The 20,796-nt window shown below is 62.3% G+C and carries 16 protein-coding genes; 7 read left to right on the top strand and 9 right to left on the bottom strand.

What is annotated here, in order from left to right; genetic code table 11:
- Positions 1-380 precede the first annotated feature (380 nt).
- From JFV30_RS01540 to JFV30_RS01505, 8 genes are all read right to left on the bottom strand, one after another.
- Positions 381-2,243 (bottom strand): NAD(P)-binding protein, encoded by a 1,863-nt coding sequence (locus tag JFV30_RS01540; protein ID WP_201121605.1) that lies wholly within the window; start codon positions 2,241-2,243, stop codon positions 381-383.
- Positions 2,244-2,334: 91 nt separating this feature from the next.
- Positions 2,335-3,759 (bottom strand): gamma-aminobutyraldehyde dehydrogenase, encoded by a 1,425-nt coding sequence (locus JFV30_RS01535; RefSeq protein WP_201121604.1) that lies wholly within the window; start codon positions 3,757-3,759, stop codon positions 2,335-2,337.
- A 21-nt stretch (positions 3,760-3,780) separates the two neighbouring features.
- The gene (locus tag JFV30_RS01530) at positions 3,781-4,590 is read right to left on the bottom strand and encodes an ABC transporter permease (protein ID WP_003209553.1); all 810 of its coding nucleotides are present in this window, start codon (positions 4,588-4,590) and stop codon (positions 3,781-3,783) included.
- Positions 4,580-5,509 carry an ABC transporter permease gene (locus JFV30_RS01525; RefSeq protein ID WP_003209552.1) on the bottom strand — a complete coding sequence of 310 codons (930 nt, stop codon included), beginning with the start codon at positions 5,507-5,509 and terminating at the stop codon, positions 4,580-4,582. The genes JFV30_RS01530 and JFV30_RS01525 overlap by 11 nt, the downstream gene beginning before the upstream one ends.
- A gap of 1 nt (position 5,510) precedes the next feature.
- The gene (locus tag JFV30_RS01520; protein WP_201121603.1) at positions 5,511-6,545 is read right to left on the bottom strand and encodes an ABC transporter ATP-binding protein; all 1,035 of its coding nucleotides are present in this window, start codon (positions 6,543-6,545) and stop codon (positions 5,511-5,513) included.
- 179 nt (positions 6,546-6,724) lie between these two features.
- Positions 6,725-7,876, bottom strand: coding sequence for a putative ABC transporter substrate-binding protein YdcS (gene ydcS / locus JFV30_RS01515; RefSeq protein ID WP_177046930.1), 1,152 nt, complete (start codon positions 7,874-7,876; stop codon positions 6,725-6,727).
- A 72-nt stretch (positions 7,877-7,948) separates the two neighbouring features.
- Positions 7,949-9,406 carry a gamma-aminobutyraldehyde dehydrogenase gene (locus JFV30_RS01510; protein ID WP_178120984.1) on the bottom strand — a complete coding sequence of 486 codons (1,458 nt, stop codon included), beginning with the start codon at positions 9,404-9,406 and terminating at the stop codon, positions 7,949-7,951.
- Positions 9,407-9,539: 133 nt separating this feature from the next.
- Complete coding sequence (locus JFV30_RS01505; RefSeq protein WP_003209548.1) at positions 9,540-10,451, bottom strand: LysR family transcriptional regulator; 912 nt, start codon at positions 10,449-10,451, stop codon at positions 9,540-9,542.
- Positions 10,452-10,619: 168 nt separating this feature from the next.
- Between JFV30_RS01505 and JFV30_RS01500 the strand changes: the two genes are divergently transcribed.
- Positions 10,620-11,333: a tellurite resistance TerB family protein gene (locus JFV30_RS01500; RefSeq protein ID WP_010176804.1), complete on the top strand. Its 714-nt coding sequence runs from the start codon at positions 10,620-10,622 to the stop codon at positions 11,331-11,333.
- Between the two features lie 714 nt (positions 11,334-12,047).
- Here the strand turns inward: JFV30_RS01500 and JFV30_RS01495 are convergent.
- Complete coding sequence (locus tag JFV30_RS01495; protein ID WP_201121602.1) at positions 12,048-12,989, bottom strand: IS110 family transposase; 942 nt, start codon at positions 12,987-12,989, stop codon at positions 12,048-12,050.
- A gap of 402 nt (positions 12,990-13,391) precedes the next feature.
- On the opposite strand from JFV30_RS01495, the gene JFV30_RS01490 reads away from it, so the two are divergent.
- The 6 genes from JFV30_RS01490 to cheB are packed head-to-tail and all read left to right on the top strand — an operon-like array spanning position 13,392 to position 20,772.
- Complete coding sequence (locus tag JFV30_RS01490; RefSeq protein ID WP_010176803.1) at positions 13,392-15,014, top strand: methyl-accepting chemotaxis protein; 1,623 nt, start codon at positions 13,392-13,394, stop codon at positions 15,012-15,014.
- On the top strand, positions 15,014-15,526 hold the full coding sequence (locus JFV30_RS01485; protein WP_010176802.1) for a chemotaxis protein CheW: 513 nt from the start codon (positions 15,014-15,016) through the stop codon (positions 15,524-15,526). The genes JFV30_RS01490 and JFV30_RS01485 overlap by 1 nt, the downstream gene beginning before the upstream one ends.
- Positions 15,526-16,788, top strand: coding sequence for a CheR family methyltransferase (locus JFV30_RS01480; RefSeq protein ID WP_201121601.1), 1,263 nt, complete (start codon positions 15,526-15,528; stop codon positions 16,786-16,788). Before JFV30_RS01485 ends, JFV30_RS01480 begins: the two co-directional genes overlap by 1 nt.
- Complete coding sequence (locus tag JFV30_RS01475; protein WP_010176800.1) at positions 16,785-17,471, top strand: chemotaxis protein CheW; 687 nt, start codon at positions 16,785-16,787, stop codon at positions 17,469-17,471. The genes JFV30_RS01480 and JFV30_RS01475 overlap by 4 nt, the downstream gene beginning before the upstream one ends.
- Positions 17,468-19,765, top strand: coding sequence for a hybrid sensor histidine kinase/response regulator (locus JFV30_RS01470; protein ID WP_201121600.1), 2,298 nt, complete (start codon positions 17,468-17,470; stop codon positions 19,763-19,765). The genes JFV30_RS01475 and JFV30_RS01470 overlap by 4 nt, the downstream gene beginning before the upstream one ends.
- Complete coding sequence (gene cheB, locus JFV30_RS01465) at positions 19,762-20,772, top strand: chemotaxis response regulator protein-glutamate methylesterase (protein WP_169387206.1); 1,011 nt, start codon at positions 19,762-19,764, stop codon at positions 20,770-20,772. Before JFV30_RS01470 ends, cheB begins: the two co-directional genes overlap by 4 nt.
- Positions 20,773-20,796: the final 24 nt, after the last annotated feature.

The following is a 20,796-nucleotide window of genomic DNA, read 5'->3' as shown; positions in this document are numbered from 1 at the left end:
TACAACCTGTCGTGAACAATCCCGCGCCGTTCCTGGCACGTGCTGGATCAAGAAAAACGGTTCGGACATGCCTTCGGCCAAACGCAACGGACATTAAACAGATGCCAAATAGCTTAAGCGGTTCGGTGCGGAAGGAAAAATGATTGATGGCGGGTTGATGGCGTTGCATATGAAACAAGACGTTTCTACACAACGCTGGTGTCTGTGAAGATGGGATTTTCTGTGGCGAGGGGGCTTGTCCCCGTTGGGCTGCGCAGCGGCCCCATTAAGGCCACCGCCCTTTCCAGGCAGGAATTCAAGTCAGCTTTTGGGGCTGCTACGCAGCCCAACGGGGGACAAGCCCCCTCGCCACAAAAGCCCTTCTGCTTGAAGAGCAGGGGTCAACCCACTTCACCTACCGCCCGATACGCCTCATCAATCGCCGCATGGGCATACGCACTCCACGCCGCGTCCGAGTTGGCGATGCTCACATGCCCCAGCGGTTTGCGCGCCAGGTCCTTCAGCTTTTCGCTTTCATCGGCATCGTCAAACAAGCTGTTGGAGAAGGTCGCATAGCCGTGTGACCAACGGTTGACAGTGATCGCCAGAATATCGGTCTGGTGGTTGAAACCGCCCGGGCCGAGCATGCGTTGCAGTTGATCCCGCAGTTGCGCTTCCAGTTGTTCAAACGTCTGCCCATACAGCTTGCCCCGCCCGGCGCGGGCTTGGTCGCGGCCGTTCATGCCGCTGTTGGGGCTGGTGGGCACGTACACCATGTGTAAACCGATCGGCTGCGTCGGATCACGCGGGTGCTCGTAGCCGCCCATGCTTACCGGGTAGTCGAGCTTGATCCGGCTGTAGGGCTGGGTCGCCGCGTAGATCTCATGCACCCCCAGCTTCTGGAATGATGTCCAGTTGCGCACCACGACTTTGGTGTACACCAGCGGGTACTTCACGTTCTGGCTCAAGGCCTGGGCCTGCTGCTCCGGCAGGTCCCGCAGCAGGTACGGGATCATCATGTTGTAGCACGCCAGGATGCAGCGCTTGCCACGCACCTGTGCGAGTTGGCCGCCACGGCTGTAGCCGATGTGCACGCCGTCACCGACGTTACGCACACTCACCGCCGTGCTGTTCAAGCGTACCCGCACCGGCGTCTTGGGTTGATCGAGTTTGGCGTAGTCAAACGGCGCCAGTACGATGTCTTCCATGGTGTGCCCGGGCGCCACGGCCGGAATCAGGCTGCGCACCAGCAGCCGTGCCAGCGAGGCGTTGCCGTCGGGGAAGTGGTAGATGTAGGGCTCTTCCATTTCTGCCGCGGCTTCTTCGCTGATGGGCGCGAGGTTCATTCCGGCGAAGCCCGGGAAACCCACGCTGTAGGCATCGGCCGAAGCCACGGCATCGATGCTCAAGGCCATGAAGTCGTTGGTGCGGCTCTGGAAGTACTTCACCGCGCCTTCCGATAATCCCACGTCCTTGAGCAGGAAATCGCGGTAGCTGGTGGCGGCCAGGTAGTCGGCCTTTTCCTCGGCGGTCTTGCCAGGCAAGTAATCCTTGGGGGCGACATGCAGGGCAATCAAAGCCTCGCGATCAGCTTGCGGCAGCGGGAAGTCATTGATGAAGTCGCTGATGGAGCGCGCATGCAATTGGTCCGGGGCGATGTCGTCGGCGACCATCGGCGTCGGGTCGCCGGTGACCAGTTTGTCTTCGCCGAAGTTTTCCTTGTCGAAGAACACCCCGCGTGACAGGCCAAGGCCCGGGTAGAACTGACGGTCAAACGCGGTCTCGAAGCGCTTGATGTTCACCCCGAGTTTTTTCAACAGTCCGTTTACTTCTTTGCTGTAAAGATGATTCGGCGACTGGAACGCTTCGCTGCCGCCGTAGCCGATGATCATCCGGCCACCGGCCTGGAATTCATTGCGCTTGGCGTGGCCGCCGAAGTCGTCGTGGTTTTCCAGGATCAGGATCTTTGCCTTCGGGTGCTTCTCACGGTAGAACCACGCCGCCGACAAACCGCTCAGGCCACCGCCGACCACCACCAGGTCATAGTCCTCGGTGATCGGCAATTTGTCGGTGTCGAACACCTTCTTTTCCCAGCCCATCTGGTGGGCGATTTCGAACGAACCGACATGGCTGCCACGCAAGCCGGTGAGGGCGGGCGGGTAGTAACGGCCATCGGGAGCGGCCTGGAGGAGTTGCAATGGCGTCATGCCGGCGGCAATGGTGATAGCGACGCCGTTGAGGAAGTCGCGGCGGGTGATGTCCATGGGAACCTGCGAATTATTTATTGTTATGAGGAGATCCCCTGTGGGAGCGGGCCGTTGTGGCGAGGGAGCTCGCTTCGACAGGGGTTATGGGTCAGTGCTTGAACATCACATGGCGAACGGTGGTGTAGTCCTCCAGGCCATACATGGACATGTCCTTGCCATAGCCGGACAGTTTCTGACCGCCATGAGGCATTTCGCTGACCAGCATGAAGTGGGTATTCACCCAGGTGCAGCCGTACTGCAAACGCGCCGCCAGGCGGTGGGCGCGGCCGACATCGGCGGTCCACACCGACGACGCCAGGCCGTAGTCCGAATCATTGGCCCAGCCCAATACCTGGGCCTCGTCATTAAACCTGATCACCGACACCACCGGCCCGAACACCTCGCGGCGCACGATCTCGTCGTCCTGCTGCGCGTCGGCCAACACCGTCGGCTCAAAGAAGAACCCGTTGCCTTCCACGGCCTTGCCGCCGGTGATCAGGCGGATGTGGGATTGCGCCACGGCACGCTCCACAAACCCGGCCACACGGTCGCGATGCTGCGCGGTAATCAGCGGTCCCAACTCGGTGGCTGGGTCATCCTGCAAACCGTATTTGATGCTGGCCACCGCCGCGCCGAGCTTCTCGACGAACGCGTCGTAGATATCGGCCTGTGCATAAATCCGGCAGGCCGCCGTGCAGTCCTGGCCCGCGTTGTAGAAGCCGAAGGTGCGAATGCCTTCCACGGCCGCGTCGATATCGGCGTCGTTGAAGATGATCACCGGTGCCTTGCCGCCCAGTTCCATGTGCATGCGTTTGACGCTGTCGGCGGTGCTGGAAATGATATTGGCACCGGTGGCAATCGAACCCGTCAGCGAGACCATGCGCACTTTCGGGTGATTCACCAGCGGGCTGCCCACGGACGGCCCGCGGCCAAACACCAGGTTGAGCACACCGGCCGGGAAAATTTCAGCGGCCAGCTCCACCAAACGCAACGCGGTCAGCGGGGTTTGCTCCGACGGCTTGAGCACCACGGTATTACCGGCGGCGAGGGCGGGGGCGATTTTCCAGGCGACCATCATCAGCGGGTAGTTCCACGGTGCGATGGAAGCAATCACGCCCACCGGGTCGCGGCGGATCATCGAGGTGTGGCCCGGCAGGTATTCACCGCCGGCCGAGCCGCTCATGCAGCGGCTGGCACCGGCGAAGAAGCGGAACACGTCGGCCACCGCCGGGATCTCGTCGTTCAGCGCGGCGCTGTAGGGCTTGCCGCAGTTATCCGACTCGAGCTTGGCCAGTTCTTCGCCGTGGGCTTCGATGGCGTCGGCGAGTTTCAGCAGTAGCAACGAGCGGTCTTTGGGCGGGGTCTGGGACCAGCCTTCAAACGCGCTGTCGGCGGCACGCACGGCGGCGTCGACCTGGGCTTCGCTGGCTTCCTTGATCTCTACCAGTACCCGGCCCAGTGCCGGGTTGAACACCGGCTGCGCCGGGCCTTCGCCTTCGACCAGTTGGCCGTTGATCAGCAGTTTGGTTTGCATGTTCGTGTCCTCTTCAAACAATTATTTACCGCCACTACCGGCCACGCTTTCGCCGCCGCGGGTCAGGTAATAGGCACCCAGAATCGGGAACATCGTCACGATCATCACCAGCATCGCCACCACGTTGGTCACCGGCACATCCCGTGGCCGGCTCAACTGGTTGAGCAGCCACAGCGGCAAGGTGCGCTCGTGGCCGGCGGTGAAGGTGGTGACGATGATTTCGTCGAACGACAGCGCAAACGCCAGCATGCCGCCGGCCAGCAACGCCGAGCCGAGGTTGGGCATGATGATGTAGCGGAAGGTCTGCCAGCCGTCGGCCCCGAGGTCCATCGAGGCTTCGATCAGGCTGTGGGAAGTGCGGCGCAAACGGGCGATCACGTTGTTGTAGACGATCACCACGCAGAAGGTCGCGTGGCCGACGATGATGGTGAACATCCCCGGCTCGATGCCCAACGTCTTGAAGGTCGCGAGCAGCGCGATACCGGTGATGATCCCCGGCAGTGCAATCGGCAGGATCAGCATCAGCGAGATGCCTTGCTTGCCGAAGAACTCCCGGCGATACAACGCCGCCGACGCCAGGGTGCCGAGCACCATCGCAATCAGCGTGGCGATGGCCGCGATTTGCAGCGACAGCTTGATCGCTTCCAGCACGTCCGGCCGCGAGAAGGCCACGCTGAACCACTTCAGGGTGAAGCCCTGGGGTGGAAAGCTGAACGCCGCTTCTTCGGTGTTGAAGGCGTAGAGGAAGATGATCAGGATCGGGAAGTGCAGGAAAACCAACCCACCCCAGGCCGCGATTTTTAAGCTCAGTGAGGCTTTTTCAGAGTGCATCGAAGGCCCCCAGACGTTTGACGATGGACAGGTAAACCGCGATCAGCACGATCGGCACCAGGGTGAACGCTGCGGCCATGGGCATGTTGCCGATGGCGCCTTGTTGCGCGTACACCATGCCGCCGACGAAGTAACCCGGCGGGCCCACCAGTTGCGGCACGATGAAGTCGCCCAGGGTCAGCGAGAACGTGAAGATCGAACCTGCTGCAATCCCCGGCACCGACAGCGGCAGAATCACTTGCATGAAGGTCTGGCGCGGCTTGGCGCCGAGGTCTGCCGAGGCTTGCAGCAACGACGGCGGCAAACGCTCCAGCGAGGCCTGGATCGGCAAAATCATGAACGGCAGCCAGATGTACACAAACACCATGAACCGCCCCAAATGCGAGGTGCTCAAGGTGCTGCCGCCCACGCCGGGAATGCCCATGATGAATTGCAACGCCGGCTCCAGGCCCAGGTGCTGCACGAACCACTGCGCCACGCCGCCCTTGGCCAGCAGCAAGGTCCAGGCGTAGGCCTTGACGATGTAGCTGGCCCACATCGGCATCATCACGGCGATGTAGAAAAACGCCTTGGTCTTGCCCGTGGTGTAGCGCGCCATGTAGTAGGCGATGGGGAACGCGACGATGGCGCTGGCGATGGACACCACGACCGCCATGCTCAAGGTGCGCACGATGATGTCGAAGTTCGACGGCTGGAACAGTGCGGCGAAGTTGGCCAGGGTCAGGTCCGGCGTGACCGCCATGGTGAAGTCGTCAAAGGTATAGAACCCTTGCCACAGCAGGGTCAGCAACGAACCCAGGTAGATCGCGCCGAACCAGATCAGCGGCGGCACCAGCAGCAGCGACAGGTACAGGTTGGGCTTCTTGTACAGCAGGTTGGAAAACCTGCGCATTGGGGGTTGGGACAGGGCCAGGCTCATGTCACACCTCGCCTGCGATGTCGGTCAACGGCGTCATGGCTTCCCGCGCCCAGCGCGCGGTGAGGGACTGGCCGACCTGATGCCCGGCGGTGGTGTCCAGCCATTGGTTGTTGGCCTGGCTGATGTTCAGGGCCTGGCCGTTTTCCAGTTTCAGTTCATAGCGGGTGGCGCTGCCCTGGTACTGGATATCGTGCAGCAAGCCGCTGACTTCCACTTCACCGCTGCCCAGCGGGCCTTCGGCGAAACGCACATGTTCCGGGCGGATCGAGAATGGCTGCGGGCTGCCGCTCAAGCGTTGCGCCAGTTCGCCGCGAATCACGTTGGAGGTGCCGACGAATTCCGCGACGAACGTGGTGGCGGGCTTCATGTAGAGGTTGCGCGGGGTGTCGACCTGTTCGATGCGGCCCTTGTTGAACACGGCCACGCGGTCGGACATCGACAGCGCTTCGGTCTGGTCGTGGGTCACGAAAATGAAGGTGATGCCGAGCTGGCGTTGCAGCTTCTTCAGCTCGCTTTGCATCTGTTCGCGCAGCTTCAGGTCGAGGGCGCCCAAGGGCTCATCGAGCAGCAGCACACGAGGGCGATTGACCAGTGCGCGAGCCAGGGCCACGCGTTGACGCTGGCCGCCGGAGAGTTGCACCGGCTTGCGGTCGCCGTAGCCGCCGAGGGCCACCATGCCCAGTGCTTCTTCGGCGCGGTTGAGCCGTTCGGTCTTGGCCACGCCTTTGACTTTCAGGCCGTAGGCCACGTTGTCCCGCACGTTCATGTGGGGGAACAGGGCGTAGTCCTGGAACACGGTGTTCACGTCGCGCTGATACGGTGGCAGGCCGGCGGCTTCTTCGCCGTGAATGCGGATGGAGCCGGCACTCGGTTGTTCGAAACCGGCGATCAGGCGCAGGCACGTGGTTTTGCCCGAGCCGGAAGGGCCGAGCATGGAAAAGAACTCGCCGTCCTGGATATCGATGGAAACCCGGTCAACGGCTTTCACTTCGCCGAACTGACGGGAAACGTGGGTGAATTGGACTGCAAGCGTCATGGTGCGGTGCTCCAAAAAGGTACGGGTCGTCGCAGCGGCCCGGCCTGGACTTCTGAAAAATCTATCAATAGCGGTGAGAACCCTTGTAGGAGCCGGCTTGCCGGCGATGGCGGCCTTGAATACTGCAAAGAACTCAAGGGCCTCATCGCCGGCAAGCCGGCTCCTGCAGGAAGGCGGTGTCAGCGGCCGCCCATGATCGCGATGTAATCCTGGGTCCAGCGGCTGTACGGCACGAACTTGCCGCCTTCAGCCTGCGGGGTTTTCCAGAAGGCGATCTTCTCGAACTGGTCGAAGCCGTTGGTCTTGCAACCCTCTGCGCCCAGCAGTTCGCTTTCCTTGCACGCAGCAGGCACCGCCGGCAGCGAACCGAACCACGAGGCCACATCACCCTGGACCTTCGGCTGCAGCGACCAATCCATCCACTTGTAGGCACAGTTCGGGTGCTTGGCATCGGTGTGCAGCATGGTGGTATCCGCCCAGCCGGTGGCGCCTTCCTTTGGAATGGTCGAGGCAATCGGCTGCTTCTCGTTCACCAGGCCGTTGACCTGATACGGCCAGGCGCTGGAGGCCACCACGCCTTCGTTCTTGAAGTCACTCATTTGCACGGTGGTGTCGTGCCAGTAGCGGTGGATCAACGGTTGCTGGGCGCGCAACAGGTCGAGCACGGCCTTGTATTGGGTTTCGGTCAGCTCGTACGGGCTCTGGATGCCCAGTTCCGGCTTGGTGGCCTTGAGGTACAGCGCCGCGTCGGCGATGTAGATCGGGCCGTCATACGCCTGCACACGGCCTTTGTTGGGCTTGCCGTCCGGCAGGTTCTGCGCATCGAACACCACGTTCCAGCTGGTAGGCGCGGTCTTGAACACGTTGGTGTTGTACATCAACACGTTCGGGCCCCACTGGTACGGCGTGCCGTATGTCTGCTGGCCGACCACGTACCACGGCGCATCCTTGAGGCGCGGGTCGATGTTCTTCCAGTTGGGAATCAGCGACGTGTTGATCGGCTGCACACGCTTGCCGCCGATGAGCCGCAGCGAGGCATCGCCCGACGCGGTGACCAGGTCGTAGCCGCCCTTGGCCATCAAGCTCACCATCTCGTCGGAGGTGGCGGCGGTCTTGACGTTGACCTTGCAGCCGGTCTCTTTCTCGAAACCGGTGACCCAGTCGTAGTTCTTGTCGCTTTCGCCACGTTCGATATAGCCGGGCCAGGCGACGATATCCAGTTGGCCTTCACCGGCACCCACCGCCTTGAGCGGTTCGGCGGCCTGGATGCTGACACTGGCCAGCAGCGCGGTGGTCAGGGCACTGAGCAGTGCGGTCTTGTGCGCAGACATGGGGGTTCCCTCTTCTTTAATTATGGTCGGGGCAGTTTTTGCAGCAGGTGGTGCATGAGCGTAGTTGTTGTTTTAAAGATGCTGGCCGTGGCGCGCCATGATGTGCCGCACCACGCTGTAGTCCTGTAGCGAATCGCTGGACAGATCTTTCCCATACCCCGAGCGCTTCAAGCCGCCGTGGGGCATTTCGCTGACCAGCATGAAATGGCTGTTGATCCAGGTGCAGCCGTATTGCAGGCGCGACGCTACCTGCATGGCCTTGTCCAGGTTCTGGGTCCACACGGAAGAGGCCAGGCCGTATTCCGAGTCGTTGGCCCAGTCCACGGCCTGTTCCAGCTCGTCGAAGCGGGTCACGGTGACCACCGGGCCGAACACTTCGCGCTGCACGATTTCATCATTCTGTTTACAACCGGCCAGCAACGTTGGCTGATAGAAGAAGCCTGCGCCTGAATGCACGGCGGCGCCGGTGATGCGTTCGATATGCGGCTGGCCGAGGGCGCGCTCGACAAAACTGGCCACGCGGTCGCGCTGGCGCGTGCTGATCAGCGGGCCGAGTTCGTTGTCGGCATCGCGCTTGCCGGCAAACCGCAGGCTGCTGACGGCGGCGCCGAGGTCGGCCACCAATTTGTCGTGGATGCCGGCCTGGGCGTAGATGCGGCACGCGGCGGTGCAGTCCTGGCCGGCGTTGTAATAACCGTAGGCGCGCACGCCTTCGACCACCGCTTGCAGGTCGGCGTCGTTGCACACGATCACCGGGGCTTTGCCACCCAATTCAAGGTGAGTGCGCTTAAGCGTCTTGGAGGCGGCCTGGAGGATTTTCTGCCCGGTGACGATATCGCCGGTCAACGACACCATGCGCACTTTCGGGTGGCTGACCAAATGGCTGCCGACGCCTTCGCCACCGCCACACAGAATGTTGATCACCCCACGCGGCAACAGTTGGCTCAGTGCGGGCGCCAGGGCCAGGATCGACAGCGGCGTATGTTCCGACGGCTTGAACACCAGGGTATTACCGGCGGCCAGGGCCGGGGCGATTTTCCAGGCGGCCATCATCAGCGGGTAGTTCCATGGCGCGATCGAGGCGACCACGCCAATCGGATCGCGGCGCACCATGCTGGTGTAGCCCGGCAGGTATTCGCCGCTCAGTTGCCCGGTCTGGCAGCGCACGGCGCCGGCGAAGAAGCGGAACACATCGACGGTGGCGCTCAAGTCATCCTGGCGCGCGAGGTGCAACGGCTTGCCGCAGTTCAGCGATTCCAGGCGGGCGAGGTAGTCGGCTTGTTTTTCGATGGCATCGGCGATGCCCAGGAGAATGTTCGAACGCTGCTGGGGCGTGGTCCGCGACCAGCCGGCAAAGGCGCGGTGGGCGGCGAGAATCGCAGCTTCAACCTGCTCGGTGCTGGCTTCGGCGATATGGGTGAGGATTTCACCGGTGGCCGGGTTGATGATCGGCTCGACAAACCCCTGGCCCGGGACCAGTTCGCCGTCGATCAGCAACGCAGTGAGCAGCGGTGTGGGCGCGCCAGACATTTTTCGCGATCTCTTTTCTTGTGTGGTCATGGCTGTTCTCGTGCGAGGCGCCTGACCTTCTCTTAGGGGATGAGCAGAGACTAGAGGTCAGGCGCGAGGTCAACAAATACTAAATACTGAAAGCAGCATTCGATTAAATAGATGGCTTGCGCGGGTGCGGCTGTTCGCGGGCTACCGTCAGGAACGGGTCCACCAGCGCCGGGCGCGCCGTGCCCCGGCGCCAGGCCAGGCCCACGTCGAGGGTTTGGCTGAGGTCGGCAATCGGCCGGGCCTCGATGATGTCGCCTTCCAGGGACCAGGGGCGGTAGGTCATGTCTGGCTGGATCGACACGCCCAGGCCGGCGGCGACCAGGCTTCGCACGGCTTCCGTCGACGCGGTACGCAGCGTGACCCGGGGTTGTAGCCCGGCGCCGGTCCACATGCGCTGGGCGTTGTGGCCCATTTCATCGACGTTCAACTGAATCAGCGGCTCGCGCGCTACGTCGGCGAGGTTGATGCTGTCGTGTTCCAGCAGCGGGTGCTGGGCCGGCAGCCACAGGCGGTGGGGCGAGTGGGTCAGCACCTCGGTTTGCAGGGCGTGGCGGTCTTCGAGGTTGGAGAGGATCAACACGCCGACGTCGATTTCACCGCTGACCAGCAAGTGCTCGATGTAGGGGCGCTCGTCTTCCATCACGCGGATTTCCACATTGGGGTAGGCGCGCTGGAAGCGGGTGAGCAAATCCGCCAGGTAATAGCCGGCCACCAGGCTGGTTACGCCGATGATCAGTTGCCCGGCGACCTGGTCGGTGCTCTGTTGCAGGCTGCGCTTGGCGTTGTCGACGGTGGCGAGGATCAGGTGGGCCTGGCGCAGGAACTGATGGCCCTGGTGAGTCAGGGTCATGCCCTTGGCGTGGCGGTTGAACAGGTTGACGCCGATTTCCTGTTCCAGTTGCTGGATTGCCAGGGTCAGGGTGGACTGGGAGATGAAGGCGGTCTGGGCGGCGGCGGAGATCGAGCCGGTCTCGGCCACGGCGATGAAGTGACGGATCTGACGCAAGGTCATCATGCTGGAATTACCAGTGGGGTGTTTTTATAGATTTGTTCGAGTGTATATCGTTTTAATTGAGGGGTAAGCGCGTTACATCTGGAAGCACTCTAGATCGGGGGTTTTTGGCACTTAGTTTTACGCTGGGGGCCTATTGGTCCTGTGAATCTGAGTTTCTGGAGGCTGTGAATGAATACCCGTGGATTGCTTGATCAACTGCTCAAATCCGGCCAGGACATGCTGCAGAACAAGGCTGGCGGGCAGCGTAAAGGTGAGGACAAAGGTGCCCTCGGTGGCTTGCTCGGCAGCGGCGGGCTGGGCAGTTTGCTCGGTGGCGCGGGTGGGGGTGCCCTGGCAGCCGGCGCTATGGGGCTTTTGTTGGGGAACAAGAAAGCTCGCCAGTTTGGTGGCAAGGCGCTGACCTACGGCGGGTTGGCTGCGTTGGGCGTGATTGCCTACAAGGCCTATGGCAATTGGCAGGCGCAGCAGGCCAGTGCGCCCCGGGGTGAGCCGCAGACTATTGATCGCTTGCCGGCCGCTCAGGTTGAGTTGCATAGCCAGGCGATTCTCAAGGCGCTGGTGGCGGCGGCCAAGGCGGATGGGCATGTGGATGAACGCGAGCGTGAGTTGATCGAAGGGGAGTTTGTGAAGCTGGACAACGACCGCGAGTTGCAGCAATGGCTGCATGCCGAGCTGAACAAGCCTCTGGATCCGGCAGATGTGGCTCGGGCGGCCAGTACGCCGGAGATGGCGGCCGAGATGTATATCGCCAGTGTGATGTTGGTGGATGAGGAGAACTTCATGGAGAAGTCTTATCTCGATGAGTTGGCGCGGCAGCTTAAGTTGGAGCCGGGGTTGAAGGCTGAGCTGGAGAAACAGGTGCGGCAGGTGGTGGCTGGTTGATTGTGTACATATCCGTTATTTAGGTAACGGCTGCTTATGGTTTCGCTCTTACAGCGAGTCACTTTGGAAAAGCCCCAAAGTAACCAAAGGGCTCTGCCCCGCCTGTCGGCACCTCGCCTAGGCTCGGTGTTCCCTCACTCCGGCATTGCTCCGCGGGCCGCCGCGACGGGGCGTCCCTGCCCCGTCGCGGCTAAACCGGCGTCCTGCCGGTTTACCCGCTCCTCAATCCCTGCGTTCAGCCTCGGGCTTATTGGGGCAGTCAGATCAAGATCAAAAGCAAGAGCACAGCGGCCTACAGGCCGGCTTGAGTGGTAGAAGCCACAGCAAAAGCCAAATCGAAAACCAAATCTGAAACTGCTGCAGCTCTGCTTTTCTGTGGGAGCTGGCTTGCCTGCGATGCAGACACCTCGGTCTTTCAGGTACACCGAGGCGATGCTATCGCGGGCAAGCCAGCTCCCACATTTGACCGTGCCCGCTTTAGATTTTGATCTTGATGTTGCCTTTGCTTCACACCACTCAAGCCGGCCTGTAGGCCGCTGTGCTGTTGATCTGCTTTTGATCTTGATCTTAGGCGCCCCGTTAAACCACGCTGGCCGAACGCAGGTAGTACGGAGCGGGTAAACCGGCAGGACGCCGGTTTAGCCGCGACGGGGCAGGGACGCCCCGTCGCGGCGGCCCGCTTCGTGCTGCCGGAGTGAGCAACCGTGTCGAAATTCAAGCCATTTCAGCGAAATGCTTTTGATCGCGCACCATCGCATTCAGGATCGTCAGCAACTTTCTCATGCATGCCACCAGCGCTACTTTCTTCGTCTTCCCTGCAGCAAGCAGATGGTTGTAAAACCTCTCGATCACCGGGTTATGGCTCTTCGAGGATAAGACAGCCATGTAAAGGACACTTCGCACCTCAGCTCGACCACCCCATATCCGTCTACGTCCTTTGTAGAGGCCGCTATCGCAGTTAAAAGGGGCCACGCCAACCAATGCAGCCACTTGTTTGCGATTAACCTTGCCCAGCTCCGGAACCATTGCCAGCAGCGAAAGTGCGAGCACATTGCCAACGCCCGATACCTCGCGCAGCAAATCATAATTGGCCTTCCAAGCCGGCGAAGCTTTGATCGCTTCGTGCAAGTCATCGTCTGTGCTTTTAAGGCGCTTTTGAAGCCAGACGATATGTGCCTTGATGTCCCGTCGAAGTGCCTTGAATACCGCCTGTTTCAGTCGAGACTCTTCCGCCACGATCATGTCGATGAGCTGGCGGCGTCGAGTCAGTAGATCCGCCAGTTCACGAGCGTGTTCATCTGGGATCTCCCGAATCTCGGGTTTGACCGCCTGGGCAAACTCAGCAATCACCTGGGCATCCAGAGCGTCGGTTTTCGCCAGCCTACCGGTCGCCTTGGCGAAATCACGAACCTGACGGGGATTGACAACAACAACGGGTAATCCAGCAGCACAAAGCTCGGCAGCGGCAAGCCGCTCATATCCACCAGTCGCTTCCAGCACCACCAAAACCGGCTCCTGAGCCTTGAGATGTTTAGCTAAACGCTGGATATCTTCTTGAGTATTGGAAAACTGTTCGACTTGGCCAGTAGTGCTGACGAATGAGTCGAGCTTGTTTTTGGAAACATCAATTCCGACGAACGCAGAGTCATGGTCCATAGCGTTTTCCTCACGTCCAACCTTGCAGAATCGGGCTTTGCGCCCAGGCAACCGTTCGGACTAGTTTAGGAAGGAACCTGCTCCGACCCATGCTCACTCACGATCTCGAAATCAGAGGGCACTACGGTCTGAAGCAGGTGAAAACAATCTTACAAGGGCACACCGAGCCTGAGCGAGGTGCCGAGTGGTGGGGCAAGAGCCCTTTTGGTTACTTTTGGGGCTCTTTTCCAAAAGTGACCCGCTGTAAGAGCGGAACCAATAGCCGCCCTGACCGCAGCAATGGATATGCCCCCCCCAAAAAAAATCCCCCACGGCGTGACCCAGATCCCACAACCCGTTGATTAATGATGCCACCCGCTCAGCTATACTCCCCTCCATTTGAATGGCCCTCGAGGAATTACTGTGAAGAACTGGACCTTGCGCCAACGGATTTTGGCGAGCTTTGCGGTCATCATCGCGATCATGCTGCTGATGGTAGTGGTCTCGTATTCACGCCTGCTGAAGATCGAACTCAGCGAAGAATCGGTCCGTGACGACGCAGTCCCCGGGGTGTACCTCAGCTCGATGATCCGCAGCGCCTGGGTCGACAGCTACCTGCAAACCCTCGACATCATTGGCCTGCGCGAAGACAAGGGCCTGACCGACGCCGACAAGGCCGAATTCAAGTCGTTCGAAGCCCGCATCCTCACCCAGATGGCCAATTACAAAGCGACCATCAACGGCGGCGACGATCAGGCCGAGTTCGATAAATTCGAAGCCCTGCACCAGGCCTACAACAAGGCCTTGTCCGGCGTCCTCGACCGCCTGCAGAACCGTGACGTGGTCGCCGCCCGCAAGCAGTTCGACGCCGAGCTCACCCCGACCTGGACCGCAGGCCGCATGAAGCTCAATGACATCATCACCGAAAACAAAGACGTCGCCGACCGCGCCACCAACGCCATCGACGACGCGGTGTCCGCCGCAAAAATCAGCATGGGCGTCTCGCTGATCCTCGCGATCCTGGCCGCCGGCCTCTGCGGCCTGCTGCTGATGCGCGCGATCATGGCGCCGATGAAACGCATCGTCGACATCCTCGAAACCATGCGCACCGGTGACCTGAGCAAACGCCTGAACCTGGAACGCAAAGACGAATTCGGCGCGGTGGAAACCGGCTTCAACGACATGATGACCGAGCTCACCGCCCTGGTGTCCCAGGCCCAGCGGTCTTCGGTACAGGTCACCACCTCGGTCACCGAGATTGCCGCCACGTCCAAGCAACAACAGGCCACCGCCACTGAAACGGCGGCGACAACCACCGAGATCGGCGCCACTTCGCGGGAGATCGCGGCCACGTCCAAGGACCTGGTCCGCACCATGACCGAAGTCTCCACCGCTGCCGACCAGGCGTCGGTCGCCGCCGGCTCCGGCCAGCAAGGCCTGGCCCGTATGGAAGAAACCATGCACTCGGTGATGGGCGCGGCTGACCTGGTCAACGCCAAGCTGGCGATCCTCAATGAGAAGGCCGGCAACATCAACCAGGTGGTGGTCACCATCGTCAAGGTGGCCGACCAGACCAACCTGCTGTCCCTCAACGCCGCCATCGAGGCCGAGAAGGCCGGTGAGTACGGCCGCGGGTTTGCCGTGGTGGCCACCGAAGTGCGGCGCCTGGCCGACCAGACCGCCGTGGCCACTTACGACATCGAGCAGATGGTGCGCGAGATCCAGTCGGCGGTGTCGGCCGGGGTGATGGGCATGGACAAGTTCTCTGAAGAAGTGCGCCGTGGCATGTTCGAAGTGCAGCAGGTGGGCGAGCAGCTGTCGCAGATCATCCACCAGGTGCAGGCGCTGGCGCCGCGGGTGTTGATGGTCAACGAGGGCATGCAGGCCCAGGCCACCGGTGCCGAGCAGATCAACCATGCGCTGGTGCAGTTGGGCGACGCCAGCAGCCAGACCGTGGAGTCGTTGCGCCAGGCCAGCTTTGCCATCGATGAGCTGAGCCAGGTCGCGGTCGGCCTGCGCAGTGGCGTGTCGCGTTTCAAAGTCTGATGAGCGACCTCGCGGCTAAACGCGGTGCCGTTGCGGCAGTGAAAAAAGCGCTGTTCCTGGTGTTTCACATCGGCAACGAACGGTATGCCCTCAAGGCCACGGAAGTGGCCGAGGTGCTGCCGCGCCTGCCGCTCAAGCCCATCGCCCATGCACCTGTCTGGGTGGCCGGGATCTTTGCCCATCGCGGGGCGATGGTGCCGGTCATCGACCTCAGTGCCTTGACCTTCGGCACACCGGCCCAGGCCCGCACCAGCACGCGCCTGGTGCTGGTCAATTACCAGCCGGATGCGCTCATCCCCGCACGCTGGCTGGGGCTGATCCTCGAACAGGCTACCGACACCCTGCGGTGCGATCCGGCAGAGTTCCAGCCTTATGGCCTGGACAACCGCCAGGCTCCGTACCTGGGCCCGGTGCGCGAAGACGAGCGCGGCTTGATGCAGTGGATCGGCGTGGCCGACCTGTTGACCGCCGACGTGCAGGCGCTGCTGTTTGCCGCGGGCGAGGAGGGTTGATGAGCAGTGATCAGCGCTTCTTCGACTTTCTTAAAGAACGCATCGGCCTGGACGTTGCCTCGGTGGGCGAAGCGATCATCGAGCGCGCCGTACGCCAGCGCAGCCTGGCGCTCCATGCGCAGACGGCAGACGAATACTGGCAGCAGCTACTGGCCTCCACCGACGAACAGCAAGCGCTGATCGAAGCGGTGATCGTCCCCGAAACCTGGTTTTTCCGTTATCCCGAATCCTTCGCCACCCTGGGCCGGCTGGCCCTGGCACGTCTGGCCGACATCAAGCAGATGCGCGCCCTGCGAATCCTCAGCCTGCCGTGCTCCACCGGCGAAGAACCCTATTCGATTGCCATGGCCTTGCTCGACGCCGGCCTGGCGCCGCATCAGTTCAAGGTGCAGGGCATGGACGTCAGCCCGCTGTCGGTGGAGCGCGCCCGGCGTGGGGTGTATGGCAAGAATTCGTTTCGCGGCCAGGACATCGAGTTCCGTGACCGCTACTTCAGCGAGCAAAGCGACGGCTACCTGATTGCCGAGCGGGTGCGCGAACAAGTGAGCCTGCAAGTGGGCAATTTGCTGGACCCCAGGCTGCTGGCCAACGAGCCCACCTACGATTTTGTGTTCTGCCGCAACCTGCTGATCTACTTCGACCAGCCGACGCAGAGGCAGGTGTTTGAAGTGCTCAAGGGCCTGACCCACGTCGACGGTGTGCTGTTTATCGGCCCCGCCGAAGGCAGCCTGCTCGGGCGCCTGGGCATGCGTTCGATTGGTGTGCCGCAGTCCTTTGCCTTCAGTCGCCACCCGTCACCTGCGCCTGAGCCGGTATTTGTGCCGATGCCCGCGCCGATCCCCCAGCGCAGCGCCGCGCCGATCCCGACCAGGCCGCGGCCATTCAGCACGGTCAGCGCTCAGGTACTGCCGATCAAACCGCCGCCCGCACAGTCGGACGCCGCCGATCTGCTCAGTCAGATCGCGACCCTGGCCAATGAAGGCAAAAGCCTGGAGGCCCGTGCGGCCTGCGAGCGCTATTTGCAGAGCCACCCGCCGGCGGCTCAGGTGTTTTATTGGCTGGGTCTGCTCAGCGATGTGGCCGGCAGCGCCCTGGAAGCCCAGGGTTATTATCGAAAAGCCTTGTACCTGGAACCCCAGCACCCGCAGGCCTTGATGCACCTGGCCGCGTTGCTTGAGTCCCAGGGCGATGTCCCCGGTGCCCGCCGGTTGCAGGCCCGTGCCGCGCGCAGCGAGCGAGCTGACAGTGAGCGTAAATCATGACCCTGGATCCCGCGCTGAACCTGACCCTGGCCGACAACCAGGCCATCGACGACTGCTGGAACCGCATCGGTATTCACGGTGATAAATCCTGCCCGCTGCTGGCCGAACACATCCACTGTCGCAACTGTTCGGTGTATTCCGCCGCCGCCACGCGCCTGCTCGACCGCTATGCCTTGCAGCAGGACGATCACCGGCCGGTGGCGACGCCGGACGTCGAGGGCGATGTCGTCACCCGTTCACTGCTGATGTTCCGCCTCGGTGAGGAGTGGCTGGGCATCGCCACCCGTTGCCTGGTGGAAGTGGCGCCGCTGCAACCGATCCATTCCTTGCCGCACCAGCGTTCCCGCGCCTTGCTGGGCGTGGCCAACGTGCGTGGCGCGCTGGTGGCGTGCCTGTCTCTGGTGGAGTTGCTCGGGCTGGACGGCACCAGCAACGGCCCAAGTGGCGGACGAATCATGCCGCGCATGCTGATCATCGCGGCGCAGGACGGCCCGGTGGTGGTGCCGGTGGACGAAGTGGACGGTATCCATGCCATTGATGAACGCACCTTGAGCGCGGCATCCGCCTCCGGCACCCAGGCCAGCGCCCGCTACACCCAGGGCGTGTTGCAATGGAAAGGCCGCAGCCTGCGCTGGCTGGACGAGGCGCAATTGTTGTCTGCCGTGACCCGGAGCCTCACATGACCCCCGACCAGATGCGCGACGCCTCGCTGCTGGAACTGTTCAGCCTGGAAGCCGACGCCCAGACCCAAGTGCTCAGCGCCGGCCTGCTGGCCCTGGAGCGCAACCCGACCCAGGCCGACCAGCTCGAAGCCTGCATGCGTGCCGCCCATTCCCTGAAAGGCGCGGCACGCATTGTCGGGGTGGACGCCGGTGTCAGCGTCGCCCACGTGATGGAAGATTGCCTGGTCAGCGCCCAGGAAAGCCGGTTGTACCTGCTGCCCGAGCATATCGACGCGTTGCTGCAAGGCACCGATTTGCTGATGCGCATCGCCACGCCGGGCAACACCGTGGGCCCGGCGGACATCGAAGCCTACGTGGCGCTGATGGAACGTTTGCTCGACCCGTCGCAAAAAGTCGCGCCGCCCGCTGCACCAATGCCACCGCCAACACCCGCGCCAGAACCTGAACTGTCGATGGAAGCGCTGCTGACCTTGCCGCCGGAGCCTGAACCCGCGCCAGCCGTCAGTGCCGAGCTGCCACGCCAGAACAAGCGCATGACCGAAGGCGGCGAGCGGGTGTTGCGGGTGACCGCCGAACGCTTGAACAGCCTGTTGGACCTGTCCAGCAAATCCCTGGTGGAAACCCAGCGGCTCAAGCCTTACCTCGCCAGTTTGCAGCGCCTCAAGCGCATCCAGAGCAACAGTGCCCGAGCCCTGGAAAACCTCGACGGCCATCTCAAGACCGTCGACTTGAGCCTGGAAGCCCAGGAAGCCCTGGCCGACACCCGCCGCCTGCTGAGCGAAGCCCAGGCGCTGCTCGCGGAAAAAACCGCCGAGATCGATGAGTTCGGCTGGCAGGCCGGGCAGCGTGCCCAAGTCTTGTACGACACCGCGCTGGCGTGCCGCATGCGGCCATTTGCCGACGTGTTGGCCGGCCAGGTGCGGATGGTCCGCGACCTGGGCCGCAGCCTGGGTAAACAGGTACGCCTGGAAATTGAAGGCGAGAAAACCCAGGTCGACCGCGACGTGCTGGAAAAGCTCGAAGCGCCGCTGACCCATTTATTACGCAACGCCGTCGACCACGGCATCGAAATGCCCGAACAACGCCTGTTGGCGGGCAAACCGGCTGAAGGTTTGATCCGGCTGCGGGCGTCGCACCAGGCCGGGTTGCTGGTGCTGGAATTGAGCGACGACGGCAACGGTGTCGACCTTGAGCGCCTGCGCGGCACCATCGTCGACCGGCATTTGTCACCGCTGGAAACCGCCCTGCGCCTGAGCGAAGAGGAACTGCTGACGTTCCTGTTCCTGCCGGGTTTCAGCCTGCGGGACAAGGTCACCGAGGTCTCCGGGCGTGGTGTGGGCCTGGACGCGGTGCAGCATATGGTGCGCCAGTTGCGCGGCGCCGTGGTGCTGGAGCAGACGGCGGGGCAGGGCAGTCGCTTCCACCTGGAAGTGCCGTTGACCCTGTCGGTGGTGCGCAGCCTGGTGGTGGAAGTGGGCGAAGAGGCCTACGCCTTCCCGCTGGCCCACATCGAGCGCATGTGCGACCTGGAACCCGACGACATCGTGCAACTGGAAGGCCGCCAGCATTTCTGGCACGAAGGCCGGCACGTCGGGCTGGTGGCCGCCAGCCAGTTGCTGCAGCGCCCGCCCGGGCAGGGCAACCAGGAAACCCTCAAGGTCGTGGTGATCCGCGAGCGCGACGCGGTCTACGGGATTGCCGTGGAACGGTTTATCGGCGAGCGCACGCTGGTGGTGCTGCCCCTGGATGACCGGCTGGGCAAGGTCCAGGACATCTCTGCCGGGGCATTGCTGGATGACGGCTCGGTGGTGCTGATTGTCGATGTTGAAGACATGTTGCGATCGGTGGACAAACTGCTGAATACCGGTCGTCTGGAGCGTATCGCCCGGCGCACCCAGCAAACCCTGGAAGCCCCGCGCAAGCGTATTCTGGTGGTGGATGACTCACTGACCGTGCGCGAGCTGCAACGCAAATTGTTACTTAATCGCGGTTATGAAGTGGCCGTGGCGGTCGATGGCATGGATGGCTGGAACGCGCTGCGCTCCGAAGACTTCGACCTGTTGATCACTGACATTGATATGCCTCGTATGGACGGTATTGAATTGGTCACACTCTTGCGCCGAGATACTCGCCTGCAATCGCTGCCGGTGATGGTTGTTTCCTACAAGGATCGTGAAGAAGACCGTCGCCGCGGTCTGGACGCCGGCGCCGACTATTATCTGGCCAAGGCCAGCTTCCATGACGACGCGCTGTTGGATGCGGTGGTGGAGCTGATCGGAGGAGCCCGGGCATGAGGATTGCGATCGTCAATGACATGCCCATGGCCGTGGAGGCCTTGCGCCGGGCGTTGAGCCTTGAGCCGGCCCATGAAGTGGTGTGGGTCGCCAGCAACGGGCTCGAGGCCGTGCAACGCTGCGCCGAGCTGACGCCCGACCTGATTCTGATGGACCTGATCATGCCGGTGATGGACGGCGTGGAAGCCACCCGGCAGATCATGGCCGAGAGCCCTTGCGCCATTCTGATTGTAACGGTCGACCGCCAGGCCAACGTCAGCCGCGTGTTCGAAGCCATGGGCCACGGCGCTCTGGACGTGGTCGACACGCCTGCGCTGGGCGTGGGCAATCCCAAGGACGCTGCGGCGCCGCTGCTGCGCAAGATCCTTAACATTGGCTGGCTGATCGGCCAGCGTGGCAATCGGGTGCGGGCCGAGCCTGCGCCCCAGCGGACCATGGGCAAGCGCCAGAGCCTGGTGGCCATCGGTTCGTCTGCCGGTGGTCCGGCTGCCCTGGAATCCCTGCTCAAGGGCTTGCCCCGGGACTTTTCGCCAGCCATTGTGCTGGTGCAGCATGTGGACCAGGTATTCGCCGCCGGCATGGCCGAATGGCTGAGCAGTGCCTCGGGCCTGCCGGTGCGCCTGGCCCGGGAAGGCGAGCCGCCACAAAGCGGCGTGGTGCTGCTGGCCGGCACCAACCATCACATTCGTTTGCTGAAGAACGGGACGCTGGCCTACACCGCCGAGCCCGTGAACGAGATTTACCGGCCGTCCATCGACGTGTTTTTCGAGAGCGTCGCCAGTTACTGGAGCGGCGATGCCGTCGGCGTGCTGCTGACCGGCATGGGCCGTGACGGCGCCCAAGGACTTAAAATGATGCGTCAGCAAGGCTACCTGACCATCGCGCAGGACCAGCAAAGCTGTGCTGTTTACGGCATGCCCAAAGCGGCAGCGGCGATCGACGCGGCTGTTGAAATTCGCCCATTGGACAGAATTGCGCCACGATTGCTGGAGGTATTCGCAAAATGACCGATATCACACGCTGTCCTGGCC

This window comes from Pseudomonas sp. TH32 (assembly GCF_016650855.1).
Taxonomy (GTDB): Bacteria; Pseudomonadota; Gammaproteobacteria; order Pseudomonadales; family Pseudomonadaceae; genus Aquipseudomonas.
Note: the sequence above shows the minus strand (reverse complement) of the source record. Positions and strands in the feature narration are given on the sequence as shown.

What these genes read in the sequence shown, in the direction of transcription:
- JFV30_RS01540 (WP_201121605.1), bottom strand. Translation starts at nt 2,243, where the DNA reads ATGGACATCACCCGCCGCGACTTCCTCAACGGCGTCGCTATCACCATT.
- JFV30_RS01510 (WP_178120984.1), bottom strand. Translation starts at nt 9,406, where the DNA reads ATGTCTGGCGCGCCCACACCGCTGCTCACTGCGTTGCTGATCGACGGC.
- JFV30_RS01500 (WP_010176804.1), top strand. Translation starts at nt 10,620, where the DNA reads ATGAATACCCGTGGATTGCTTGATCAACTGCTCAAATCCGGCCAGGAC.
- JFV30_RS01485 (WP_010176802.1), top strand. Translation starts at nt 15,014, where the DNA reads ATGAGCGACCTCGCGGCTAAACGCGGTGCCGTTGCGGCAGTGAAAAAA.
- JFV30_RS01530 (WP_003209553.1), bottom strand. Translation starts at nt 4,590, where the DNA reads ATGCACTCTGAAAAAGCCTCACTGAGCTTAAAAATCGCGGCCTGGGGT.
- JFV30_RS01495 (WP_201121602.1), bottom strand. Translation starts at nt 12,989, where the DNA reads ATGGACCATGACTCTGCGTTCGTCGGAATTGATGTTTCCAAAAACAAG.
- JFV30_RS01470 (WP_201121600.1), top strand. Translation starts at nt 17,468, where the DNA reads ATGACCCCCGACCAGATGCGCGACGCCTCGCTGCTGGAACTGTTCAGC.
- JFV30_RS01525 (WP_003209552.1), bottom strand. Translation starts at nt 5,509, where the DNA reads ATGAGCCTGGCCCTGTCCCAACCCCCAATGCGCAGGTTTTCCAACCTG.
- JFV30_RS01520 (WP_201121603.1), bottom strand. Translation starts at nt 6,545, where the DNA reads ATGACGCTTGCAGTCCAATTCACCCACGTTTCCCGTCAGTTCGGCGAA.
- cheB (WP_169387206.1), top strand. Translation starts at nt 19,762, where the DNA reads ATGAGGATTGCGATCGTCAATGACATGCCCATGGCCGTGGAGGCCTTG.
- JFV30_RS01535 (WP_201121604.1), bottom strand. Translation starts at nt 3,759, where the DNA reads ATGCAAACCAAACTGCTGATCAACGGCCAACTGGTCGAAGGCGAAGGC.
- JFV30_RS01475 (WP_010176800.1), top strand. Translation starts at nt 16,785, where the DNA reads ATGACCCTGGATCCCGCGCTGAACCTGACCCTGGCCGACAACCAGGCC.
- JFV30_RS01505 (WP_003209548.1), bottom strand. Translation starts at nt 10,451, where the DNA reads ATGATGACCTTGCGTCAGATCCGTCACTTCATCGCCGTGGCCGAGACC.
- JFV30_RS01480 (WP_201121601.1), top strand. Translation starts at nt 15,526, where the DNA reads ATGAGCAGTGATCAGCGCTTCTTCGACTTTCTTAAAGAACGCATCGGC.
- ydcS (WP_177046930.1), bottom strand. Translation starts at nt 7,876, where the DNA reads ATGTCTGCGCACAAGACCGCACTGCTCAGTGCCCTGACCACCGCGCTG.